The 12,865-nt window shown below is 38.5% G+C and carries 8 protein-coding genes; 7 read left to right on the top strand and 1 reads right to left on the bottom strand.

Going from position 1 to position 12,865, the window contains the following annotated elements:
• Window positions 1-7: 7 nt before the first annotated feature.
• The gene (locus GX311_07200) at window positions 8-1,918 is read right to left on the bottom strand and encodes a RecQ family ATP-dependent DNA helicase (GenBank protein NLK16165.1); all 1,911 of its coding nucleotides are present in this window, start codon (window positions 1,916-1,918) and stop codon (window positions 8-10) included.
• A 607-nt stretch (window positions 1,919-2,525) separates the two neighbouring features.
• On the opposite strand from GX311_07200, the gene GX311_07195 reads away from it, so the two are divergent.
• The 7 genes from GX311_07195 (at window position 2,526) to GX311_07165 (ending at window position 12,599) form a co-directional block, all read left to right on the top strand.
• A complete protein-coding gene (locus tag GX311_07195) occupies window positions 2,526-3,314 on the top strand; it encodes a hypothetical protein (GenBank protein NLK16164.1) in 789 nt (262 codons plus the stop codon).
• 80 nt (window positions 3,315-3,394) lie between these two features.
• Window positions 3,395-4,267 (top strand): hypothetical protein, encoded by an 873-nt coding sequence (locus GX311_07190; GenBank protein NLK16163.1) that lies wholly within the window; start codon window positions 3,395-3,397, stop codon window positions 4,265-4,267.
• A complete protein-coding gene (locus GX311_07185) occupies window positions 4,242-5,300 on the top strand; it encodes a hypothetical protein (GenBank protein ID NLK16162.1) in 1,059 nt (352 codons plus the stop codon). Before GX311_07190 ends, GX311_07185 begins: the two co-directional genes overlap by 26 nt.
• A gap of 289 nt (window positions 5,301-5,589) precedes the next feature.
• Window positions 5,590-7,953 carry a glycyl radical protein gene (locus tag GX311_07180; GenBank protein ID NLK16161.1) on the top strand — a complete coding sequence of 788 codons (2,364 nt, stop codon included), beginning with the start codon at window positions 5,590-5,592 and terminating at the stop codon, window positions 7,951-7,953.
• Window positions 7,954-7,977: 24 nt separating this feature from the next.
• Window positions 7,978-8,880 carry a glycyl-radical enzyme activating protein gene (locus GX311_07175; protein NLK16160.1) on the top strand — a complete coding sequence of 301 codons (903 nt, stop codon included), beginning with the start codon at window positions 7,978-7,980 and terminating at the stop codon, window positions 8,878-8,880.
• 77 nt (window positions 8,881-8,957) lie between these two features.
• Window positions 8,958-11,195 (top strand): prolyl oligopeptidase family serine peptidase, encoded by a 2,238-nt coding sequence (locus GX311_07170; protein ID NLK16159.1) that lies wholly within the window; start codon window positions 8,958-8,960, stop codon window positions 11,193-11,195.
• A 12-nt stretch (window positions 11,196-11,207) separates the two neighbouring features.
• Window positions 11,208-12,599, top strand: coding sequence for an aminopeptidase P family protein (locus GX311_07165; protein ID NLK16158.1), 1,392 nt, complete (start codon window positions 11,208-11,210; stop codon window positions 12,597-12,599).
• Window positions 12,600-12,865: the final 266 nt, after the last annotated feature.

The following is a 12,865-nucleotide window of genomic DNA, read 5'->3' as shown; positions in this document are numbered from 1 at the left end:
ATAGTTACTATTTTGTTTTCTTCTTTTCGTACTCTCCTTGACTGTTTTTATATATCGAATTATTATCCAACAACCACTGTAGAACGTGTAAAATATAGTTCTCTTCGTAATGCAACTCATCAACCAAATTTACTAACTTCATTGGCTTAACATCAAATAAACCGAGTATTTCCTCTTTTATCTCTCCAAACGACTTGACTGATACCGAATTTTTGCGATTTTTGAGACAAATATCGCACTGCCCACAATTATTGGCTGATGTATCTCCAAAATATTCTAACAACATACGACTACGACATATTTGAGTCGATTCTGCATATCTTATAGCTGCCTCAATCTTCTCCTGATAATTATTTTTGCGAACATCGTAGTGTTCTTTGGAGATATAGATGCTTTTGATATCTAGTCTCTCCTCGGTCATCACTATTTGCGGTTTATCTAAGCGAGGGATATAGTCAATAATTTTCATTTTGTCTAATGTTACCAAATATTCGTGCACCGTTTCGACACTGCATTGAGCTTTCGAAGCCAATACGTATTCATCTACAGCGGCATACTCCTGAAACAAGCCCGTATAACTTCTTAGCAGAAGTTTTATAAATGCATCGAACTGCAATTTATCAACCTGAAATTTATATAAATCGTTCCTATTTACAATAAATTTTACTCTTGGTGGAATATTTACCTCCTCGGTAACTGCGATATATCCCTCCATCTCTAATATTTTAAGAGCATTAAGAGCTTTTACCGCACTGTATTTGTATTTTGTAATAAATTCACCCAACTCAAAGTTATATGAGCCTCCTTTGCCTGCGCCAATGGGGATTTGGAGAAATGCTCCTACGTTTTCGTAAACATCTTTAATAAAATCTATTTCAGGATATGAGTTTGTGAGATTTTGCCTAAGCTTAGCCCTATCGTGACGATTGTAGAGTAAAATTGCATGCGCTTTTTTCTCGTCTCGACCTCCCCTGCCCGCTTCCTGAAAATATGCTTCAAGCGAATCAGGCAAATCTAAATGTACAACATATCGCACATCTGACTTGTCGATACCCATACCAAAGGCGTTAGTAGAGACAATTACCTTTGTTTTGTCATCCATCCACTCTTGCTGTTTCAGGTCGCGGAGTTCGGGCGATAATCCTGCATGGTAATAATCGGCAGATATTCCGTTTCTCACAAGGAACTCGGCAGTCTCTTTGGTTTTGCGCCTGTTGCGGACATAAACAATGCCTGTCCCCTGATTTCGTTTTGTGATTTTTAGCAGATCGTTATCTTTGTTCTCGCTCTCTTTTACCCAGTAAACCAAGTTTTTACGCTCAAAACTTTTCTTGAAAACGTTTTTTTGCTTAAACATTAGTTTATCCTGAATATCGTCAACCACTTTCGAAGTGGCAGTAGCCGTAAGTGCTAAGACAGGAATATTGGGTAGTAATTGTCTCAGATTGGCTATCTTTAAGTATGATGGTCTAAAATCGTAGCCCCACTGAGATATACAGTGAGCTTCGTCAACAGCAATAAGATTAACATTCATATCTGGCACACGAGCTTTGAAAATTTCGGTACCTAATCTTTCCGGAGAGACATACAGAAACTTAATATCGCCGTAAACGCAATTATTTAGCATGATATCTATCTCTTGTTTCGACTGTCCGGAATAGATCGTATAAGCTTTAATATTCTTATTTTTCAGGTTTTCAACCTGATCTTTCATAAGGGCTATTAATGGAGTAACAACGATACAAATCCCGGACTTTGAAAGTGCTGAAACCTGAAAAGTTATGGACTTGCCGCCTCCTGTAGGAAGTAACCCGAGAGTATCTTTGCCTGAACAAGTGGATTCGATAATTTCTAATTGCAATGGTCGAAACTTATCGTAACCCCAATATTCTTTTAAAATACTCTCGTACTGGTTCATATATTTTTTTCGTAGTAATGATTGTAAAGGCGTTGTTACCTATTTGCAAATATAGTAACAATATGTTTAGTGATAAAAGAGGATTAAGAGTTTCAGATATTGGTTATATTATACCAATTGTAATTTTATACAACCCATAATCTCGCAGGGATGATATTATTATAACCCAATGAATATCAAAGGTTTGCCCAAACCCCATAGAGTGACATAATTGTTCCGCCAATTTCAATAAGCTATTTCACCCTTTCAGGGTTACTATATCGCTTTTAAATTTTAATCTATAATCTTGTCATCCTTTCAGGATTGATTTTGTCCAACGGACAATTATTTTCGAGAATTTGATCAGATATACTGAAATGCAAAACTAAAAACATTTAATAAAACATCGGTCACTGTATATAAGAACGTAGCTTCAATAGCGGTAGTTTTTACTGTGCATTTTACATAGTTTTTTTGTTTTTTAAAATAGTTGTTTGACTTTTATTAAAAAATATTCATATATTTGAATGATATCTAAATACATATAGTTGAAATTTAAATACTGCAAATAAAAAATATCATTCATGATATTTTCTAAATTCTATTAATTAACTTAAAAATTGTAGCTATGAAAAAATTAGTAATTATTTCCACTTTAATTTTTGTCTCTACTATTACTGCCTTTTCTCAGGTAGAAAATGTAGCTAAAGAGGTGTTAAATGCGTACAAAAACAAAGATGTTGAATTGCTCAAAAAGAACGCCTCCGGAATTCTAAAATATGCAATCTCGGAAGGTTATTTCGAAGATAAAGGCGTTAAGGAAGATGCAAAAGCTGTTGCTGGATGGGATGGCACTATAAAAGAGGTGCGCTATGAGGTTGGTAATATTATGGGCAGAAAAGCAGTTTTTGCTACAGCATATTACGCTGATGCTGGACCAGACCAAATTCATGCTGTCCTTTTATCAAGCTTGGATAATGGAAAAAACTGGGTTTTTGTAGGTAGTGGTTTGGATACTTTTAAAAAAGCAGAGTTTGAACAATTAAGCAAAACCATACCTGTTGATGGAGCGGGAAAAGAATCAAATGACGGGGCGAAAAAGGAAGTAAAAAAAGTGTCAAATTTCTCAGTCGAATTGGCAAATGGTGATACTTTTGATAAAGTAAGTGAAGAGAAAGTGGTGGAATGTATCAACAGCCTTAACGATGATAATTTCTTTATTATTTTGAATGACAAGGATGATTTTATTCAAGCAGCCTTTTCTGATGGTAATTTTGTTGCTGAATATAAAGAAAATGGACAACAATTCGCCGCTGAGAAAGTGCTAACAAAAGAAGAGACTATCCAATTATTTAAAGATTATTATCAAGGAAAAGATAATTGGAAAAAAGAAATTATTTGGAAAAAAACAGAATAGACCATATAATTAAAAAAATCTTGACAATGGTGCTTTCGACTTAGTTATTGATTAATATCCTAAATATCGATAAAAACACCATGAAAAAGTTCTATTTCTATTTTAAAGCCATATTTACTGTTAAGACACTCACAGTAAGTATGGTTTTTTTGCTTACATCGTGCTATTCCGAGTATTTGACAATTGATTACGACGTCCATTGGGGTGCTGCTTGGAACGATAATCATACAAAAGTAGCTTTTGTAGCCTCAAAAATGGCCTACCGTAGCGCAGAGGGTATTGCCGCTTTCCCCGATGGGGGAAAACCCAAGTATTTATTAAAGGATGTTGGACTTTATGTTTTTGATTGCGAAAGCAAATTACTTGAGAAGCTAATTACCTTTAGTGACCTAACAAGCTTGTTAGGCCCGTGGAGAGCAAAATGGAGTGTAACATTAGCACTAACCGATACCATGGCTTATTACTTAATATCTCCAGTTCCGTACTGGGACTGGATAATTGAAAATGCCAGAACCCCAAAAAGCCTACAAGCTATAACATCGTTAAAAGAAAAATATGGGCAGCCCCGTGCTTTTAATGTATATACCAAAACCGATACAGCTATTGATACCACGACATTCAATAATCTTCTCATCAAATCAGAAAAATGCGATCTAACTTCGATCAATAGGCAACTTGCAGAAATTCCTTTGGCAGATTGGGACTTGATTCTGGATGAAATATATCCTAAATCTGACAGGGAATATATTGAGGAGACAATCTACCTGATAAATAGCTCATCCAAAACCCGACGGGCAGTAGTCGAACAAATAATAGCAAAAAAAAGAAAATCTAAGATTGAGTCGATACTCAAAGAAATGGATGACTATAAAAATAGTCTCGAAGAACCTTGGAAGAGCATATACGAACAAAAATCAAAGAAGACCTATGATCAAATTAAATCATTATTATAAAGTTGCTTGTCTTATTATAATTGCCATCTATACAACGAGTAACGGATGGGCACAATCGGAAAGTGAATGGGAGGATTTTTTTTTAAATGTCTGCGATTACGATTATGAAGATATGCCCGTTGAGCCCTACCCTGAATCGAACATATTTGATGGTAATATTAAAACCTGCTGGGTATGTGGCTCATATAAAAACAACAACCCTGCCGGCACCTATTTAAGGATGCCCCATGACAACAACAAGGTGTACGTTAATATTTTTTCCGGATACGGAAAGAGCCAAGAGCTGTTTTATAAAAATGCCCGCCCAAAAAAAATACAATTATCGGTTTATGCAACTGTTCATCCCGATGGAGGATTTGTTAGTGAAATTGCCGACGTATATGTAGGATTAAAATACCCGCGCGAACAAATTGTAACATTAGTCGATACTTTTGGTATTCAAACAATTGAATTAGATTTTTCGCGAAAAGAACTTAATGAATTCAGCAAGAAAGTATACCAGCAAGCACGGTCACATTTCGAGCAACCGATACTTGATTCCTGTTTTTTTGTAAAAATCGATATAGTAGAATCATTACCGGGGACTAAATATGATGATATCTGTATCTCGGAACTGTTTTTAACCGGAGAAGAGTGCACATTGAACAGTTCAACTCCGTTGATACCAATAAAAAAAGTTTACATAAACCAGACCGAAAACACCCTTTTAGCCGATGACGAACAAAACCAAGGTATGGTAATTTATCACGATCCACAGTCGGTTTTACAGCTTATCGATATATCAACTAATAACAGATGGGCAATCATAATGTCGGCACCGGCTGATATTGGCGTGGGACGGGTTGAAACACTTTATCATCTTGTAAACATACCGGACAGGAAAATTGTAAATGATGAGATTAAAGAATGCACGGATGATTATCCGTGGATAGACTTAAGCCTATCAACTTTTGAAACTAATACCAACGGGCAGATAATGTTAAAATACTACATAACTTATGCTGACAAATGTTATAGAATCATACTAAAATGATATTGATTGTAACACAAATTACAGATTGAACCTTTATACAGTTAATTTGTTATAAGATAAGTTGAATGGGCTTATCAATGACTTTTATAAATAAGAATAGAGGTCACACATATAACTATTGAGTTCCCCTTAAAGAAAATCACAGTTCTAAAAATATTAGCTATCTTTACGTTACATTTAAATAAGAGAGAAAGAAATGTTCGAAAAAATAAAATCCAAAAATAGAATACCTGAAAGAAAATCGAATCAGGAAGGCAATTTCTACAAAGAAAATCATAAAAAACCGGGTATGAACCAGCGCATACAGGATTTGAGGGAAGAGAGTGTTACAACCCCTGCAACTCTGTCCATTGAGCGTGCACTGATAACGACCCGATTTTATAAGGAAAACAATGGAAAATATTCCATCCCTATGATGCGCGCCCTGAACTTTATGGAAATTTGCGAGAAAAAAGCTATTTATATCGGCAAAAATGAGCTAATAGTTGGCGAACGAGGCGAAAAACCAAAAGCTGTTTCCACTTTTCCCGAACTTACCTGCCATACTGTTGAGGATTTGAATGTACTCAACACACGCGAGCAGCAGCGCTACACTATCAGCAAAGAGGATATTGAAACTTATCGAACCGAAGTTATTCCATACTGGCAAGGTCGTACCCAACGCGAGCGCATTTTCAATTATGTACCAGAAGAGTGGAGCGCAGCCTATGAAGCCGGATTGTTCACGGAGTTTATGGAACAGCGTGCCCCCGGACACACCTGTTTAGATGGGAAAGTTTATAAAAAGGGTATGCTCGATTTTAAAAGGGAAATAAATGAAGAGATAGCTAAACTTGATTTTTTTAACGACCCCGAAGCCACCGATAAGGAGGAGCAGTTGAAGGCTATGGCGGTATCATGCTACGCTATTATCAGATTAGCAGAACGATACGCCGAAAAAGCAGAAGAGATGGCAAAAAACGAAAAGGACCCGAAACGGATAAGCGAATTGTTACAGATAGCACAAGTTTGTCGTCATGTTCCGGCAAATAAACCTCGTAATTTTTGGGAGGCAATTCAAATGTACTGGTTTATGCATCTGGGAGTTATTATTGAATTGAACGGTTGGGATTCCTTCAACCCCGGACATTTCGACCAACATCTTGAACCATTTTATAAAAACGATTTAGCCAACGGAACGCTCACACGCGATGATGCAAAAGAGCTTCTCTCCTGCTTCTGGATAAAGGTAAATAATCAACCTGCTCCGCCAAAAGTGGGTATCACCGCAAACGAAAGCGGCACTTACAACGACTTCTGCAATATCAATATCGGTGGTGTAAGACCCGACGGCTCAGATGGTGTGAACGTGGTTTCGTATCTGATGCTCGAAATTATTGAAGAGTTGCATATTCTTCAACCCGGTAACTCGGTGCATATTTCATCCCGCACACCGGACAAATTTCTGCATGCTGCGATTAAAGTTATTCGCCAGGGACACGGTTACCCTTCGGTATTCAATCCCGATATCTATATCCAACAGATGTTGCGCTCAGGAAAATCAATCCGAGACGCTCGTGAAGGTGGTTGCAGCGGATGTATTGAAGTGGGAGCTTTCGGAAAAGAGGCTTTCTTGCTTACTGGCTACCTGAATGTGCCTAAAATTCTTGAAGTTACACTGTTTAACGGAATCAATCCCGTAACAGGCAAAAAGGTGGGAATTGAAACAGGCAACCCACGCAATTTTAAATCGTTTGAAGAGCTTTACGATGCATTCCACGCACAGTTAAAGTATATTATCGATTTGAAAATCAGGATAAATAACTATATCGACCGCATGTTTGCAAAATATGCACCGGCAACATTTTTATCGGTAATTATCGATGACTGTATCAAAAAAGGACGAGATTATTATAACGGAGGACCGCGATATAACACTACCTATATCCAATGTACAGGATTAGGAACGATAACCGACTCGTTATCAGTTTTGAAAAAGCATGTTTTCGAGGATAAATCTATTGATATGGACAGCCTACTTCATGCTGTTTCCGTAAACTTTGAAGGCGAAGAGGTATTGCGTCAGCGAATTCTTAACAACACTCCTTTCTTTGGTAACGACGACGATTACGCCGATGATATTGCCGTGAGAGTTTACGAAGATCTGTTCAAATTGATAGATGGTCGTCCCAACGGAAAAGAGGGTGGTAAATATCATCTAAATATGCTATCTACTACTTGCCATAACTATTTTGGCAACGTAATGGGTGCATCGCCCAACGGACGTTTGGCATGTAAAGCCATTTCCGACGGCACATCGCCTTCGCACGGTTGCGATACACACGGTCCAACGGCAGTTATACGCTCGCTTGCAAAATTAGACCAAGTAAAATCTGGAGGGACACTGCTCAATTTACGTTTTCTACCAAGTCTGCTAAAACGAGACGAAGATGTGGCAAAATTGGGAAAACTTATCCGCTCTTATTTCTCACAGGGAGGGCACCATGTGCAGTTTAACATCGTGGATACAGCAACTTTGATTGCTGCACGAGAAAATCCCGAAGAATATAAAGATTTATTGGTCAGAATGGCGGGTTATAGCGACTACTTCAACGATATGAACGATAACCTGAAACAGGAAGTTATTGAGCGCACCGAAAACGAATCGTTTTAAAAGAGGGTAAAAAGCAAATTAAGCATGGCTTTTCTTTTCGATATAAAGCGTTACTCTATCAACGACGGACCAGGCATACGTGTGACCGTTTTTTTCAAAGGGTGTCCGCTGTCGTGCCTATGGTGTCACAATCCTGAAAGCCAATCGTTTAAAACCGAGAAGCTATACAACAAAAAAAAGTGTATCGGCTGCTCATCATGTGTGGATATCTGTCCTGAAAAGGCTCTTTTATTGACCGATGACGGCATCCAAACCGATTTTACAAAGTGTACTGTTTGTGGTAAATGCGCCGCAGTATGCCCCACTAACGCAATGGAGATGAGCGGACGAAAATATTCGGAAGATGAAGTGATATCCATTATTCTGAAAGAGAGCTCCATTATAGACTCTTCGGACGGTGGAGTCACCTTTTCTGGTGGTGAACCGTTGGCTTATCCCCAAGCACTAAAAAGACTGTTGCTAAGATGCGGAGCAGAAGGCATTCACAGGGCTGTGGACACATCAGGATATGCCAGCAAATCGGTAATTGAAGATATTTTACCGCACACCGATCTGTTTTTATACGATTTAAAACTTATGGATGCAGAGGAACATCGAAAATGGGTTGGAGTGGACAATGTAACTATTCTTAAAAATCTTCAATTTATTGCCGAAAGCAACAAAGATTATCATATTCGAATTCCATTGGTAGAGGGTGTAAACACTACGGATGAAAACATTGGTGCAACAATTGATTTTCTGAAATCTCTAAAACGAAAGCCTGATATGGTGGGACTTCTACCCTATCATAACATAGCAACGAATAAATATGAAAAACTTGGAAGAGTTTACGATGATAAAGGCTTATCCGAGCCCAGTAAAGAGAGATTGTTTGAAATTCTAAATACGTTTATCGATAACGGATTTAATGCAGTAATCGGCGGTTAAAACTTGTTCGTAACAGGGAGCATTTCCAACAAAATCACTTATATTAGGTGTTTTTAACTAAAATAATCTTATCAATTATGAAACATAGACACTATTTTGTAATAGCATTCTTGCTTTCTCCCTTTATTCTATCGGCGCAAGGGATTGACAGTCTGTACCGTTTGGCTGACAACTATGCCGAAGTGTTTACTTCAAAATATTATTATGGTGCTGAGAATGTACGGGCAGGCAAAAGAGCATATCTGTTTGCCTATGAGACACAAACACCCGATGGACGTGAGTGTTATATTATAGACCCCATAACAGCAACTCAGAAAAAAGCATTCGACCGGGAACGCATGTCCGTTTCACTTTCGGAGTTTCTTAATCGAGAAGTTGACCCCAACAATCTTCCTATACGCCGAATACGCCCGGAAAAGGATTCGCTCTTTTTTACCATTGACAATGTAGACCACTTTATAACTCTGTCCGATTACAAAATAACTAAATGTCAGGAGCAAAACGATTATTCCAGACCTTACTGGGGACTTATAAACAAAGAAAACGAAAAGGTAAATGTACCCTCTCCAGACGGTAAAAAAGAAGCCTATATTTCCGAAGGAAATCTATGGGTAAAAGATATTGAAACAGGTGAGAGAAAAAAGCTTAGCAACGATGGCTCTCCTTACGAATATTATTCCTCAAACATCTATTGGTCGCCCGATTCACGTAAAATTGTATGCAGCAAATACAGTCCAGTAGAATTCAGGAAGTTGCTGTTAATCTCATCATCGCCCACTACACAATTGCAGCCTGTAACCGAAGAGTATGAATACCCGAAACCCGGTGATGCTTTGCCCGTCAGACGTCCTACACTTTTTATGGTGGAAACAGGCGAAATTGTTCTTTTCAATATTCCCAACATTGAACAGCAATACTATTTAGGTAATATCAGGTGGAATAAAGAGAGCGATTTCTTCACTTTCGATTTTAACAAACGAGGGCATCAACAATATATAATTTATGCCGGAAATCTGTCGGGAGAGCTGCGTACCGTTGTTAATGAGGAGTGTAACACCTTTATCTATTACTATTCACTTTATCAACATTGGCTAGAAGATTCCAACGAAATGCTTTGGATCTCAGAACGTGACGGTTGGCGACATATTTATCTGTACAATGTCCTTTCAGGAAAAGTTAAAAAGCAGCTGACTAAAGGTGAATGGGTCGTTAAAGAGGTGGTGAAGGTGGATGAAAAAAAGAGACAAATCTTGTTTATAGGATGCGGAATGGATAAAGATGAAGATCCCTATCTCGAAAAATATTATTCTCTTAATATTGATAACGGCAAAATAGTGGCTCTTACACCCGAAAACGCACATCATAGCGTAACTTTCTCGCACGATTACGCCTATATGTTTGATTCCTATTCTCGGGTAGATTTGCCGCCAACCCTTGTTGTACGCTCTGTTGAAGAGGGAGGAAAAGTCATATACAAACCCGATTTACAACCCGATATTTCTGCCGTTAAGGCTGTTGGATGGCAACAACCCGAAGTTTTCTCTGCGAAAGGGCGTGACGGAAAAACCGATATTTGGGGCATGATTGTTCGTCCTTCAAATTTCGACTCTTCGAAAAAATATCCAGTTATCGAATATATCTATGCCGGACCGCACGATTCTCACGTACCAAAGCGGTTCGCTATTGAGCATCGATATACTTCTGCCATTGCCGAGTTGGGATTTATCTTTGTGATGATAGACGGAATGGGAACAGCAAACCGCTCTAAAGCCTTTCACGATGTCTGTTGGAAAAACCTAAAAGATGCAGGCTTCCCCGACCGAATTGCGTGGATAAAGGCTGCTGCAGCGAAATATCCAGAGATGAATATCGACAATATGGGTATTTACGGCATGTCAGCAGGCGGACAAAGCACTATGGGAGCACTTCTGTTTTATCCCGAATTTTACAAAGTAGGTGTTTCATCGTGTGCATGTCACGATAACCGAATGGATAAAATTTGGTGGAACGAACAGTGGATGGGATACCCTATCGGCGAGCATTACTCGGAATCTTCCAATATGGAGAATGCTCACCTTCTGCAAGGAAAACTGATGCTTATTTTGGGTGAATTGGACAACAACGTTGACCCGTCAAGCACATTGCAAGTGGTTAACGAGCTCGTCAAACATGATAAGGATTTCGAGTTTGTGATGCTTCCGGGAGAAAGACACACTATGGGCGGAAAATACGGAGAGAGAAAGCGTCGCGATTTTTTTGTTAAGCACATTCTCAAAATCGAGCCTCCACAATGGGACAACAATAATAATCAATAAAATATAAAGCTTATGTTCTCAAAAGAAACTTACATATCGAGAAGAGAGAAATTGAAAAAACAATTTCAATCAGGAATTCTACTTTTTTTAGGTAACGACGAGTGTGGAATCAATTATGAAGACAATACCTACTTTTATCGTCAGGACAGCAGTTTTCTATACTATTTCGGAATAAGCAAGCCCAATCTTGCAGCATTAATCGATATAGACGAAAACAGAGAGTATATTTTTGGCGATGAAGCTACCATAGATCTGATTATTTGGACAGGTTCCCAACCAAGCATACAAGAGTTAGCCAATAGGGTTGGCGTTAAGAATACCGATAGTTTATCACGTTTAACGGAAAAAATAAAGAAAACTGATAAGAAGAAGATCCACTATCTGCCACCCTATCGCCCAGAGCATATTTTGAAACTCAATCACCTTTTGGGATATTCTATAGAAGAGATCTCTGCAAAAGCAAGCAAAAAGTTGATTGAAGCAATTGCTAATCAGCGTAATATCAAATCGGAAGAGGAGATTATAGAAATTGAAAAGGCGGTTACCGTAACGTCAGAGATGCACAAGAGAGCCATGAATTTTGCTCGTCCCGGCATGACGGAAGCACAAGTAGCTGCCGTAGTTCACGAAACTGCACTTGCTGCGGGCGGAAATCTATCTTTCCCAATTATTGCCACTATCAACGGGCAATTCCTTCATAATCACTATCATGGTAACACCATAAAAGAGGGTCAACTCTTTTTGTTAGATGCTGGTTACGAAACACCTTTAGGATATGCCGGAGATATGAGTAGCACATTTCCCGTATCTGAGAAATTTACCGAACGCCAGAAGGAAATTTACCAAATAACATTGGAAGCTCACAACAACGCTATTAAAATGGCAAAGCCCAACGTCAACTTCAAAGATGTGCATCTGCATGTTTGCGAAACTATTTTCGACGGGCTTAAAACTCTCGGCTTAACGAAAGGCAACACGCAAGATGCCGTTGCAAACGGAGCACACGCACTATTCTTCCCTTGCGGAACAGGTCACCTGATGGGATTGGATGTACACGATATGGAGAATCTGGGAGAAGTGATTGTAGGTTATAACAATGTGCCCAAAAGTACGCAATTCGGCTTAAAATCTCTTCGATTAGGAAGACCACTTGAACCCGGTTTTGTAATCACCATCGAACCCGGAATCTATTTTATACCTGAACTGATTGACCATTGGAGAGCGAATAAAATCAATACCGATTTTATCAATTTCGACAAAGTCGATAAATATCGTGACTTTGGCGGTATCCGTAGCGAAGAGGATCTGTTAATTACAGAAACAGGAAATCGCATACTCGGTAAGCCGTTGGCTAAAAGCATTGAAGATGTGGAAGCTGAAAGAAGAGTTGCGTTTATGAAATAGTTAACAAAGGAATGGTTTAATGTGTTAGTCATTGATTTTACTGGCATATATTCTATAAGTATTAAAACGAATGGAAAATAATATACGAACGTTATAAGTTAAATATATACGAATGTTTTATATTTGTTTCGTAAATAAACCGTTATCGGAAAGATGACGCGAAGGCCCGCGCGTCCTGCGCGGATGGAAAGAAATTGAAACAATTTTGGGTTTAAAGTTTAAGGGGGAGAAGAATGCACGTTTTTATTGTTTATGCTCATCCGAGT

Source organism: Bacteroidales bacterium (genome assembly GCA_012519055.1).
Taxonomy (GTDB): Bacteria; Bacteroidota; Bacteroidia; order Bacteroidales; family Salinivirgaceae; genus JAAYQU01.
This window is presented reverse-complemented; position numbering and strand designations above follow the sequence as displayed.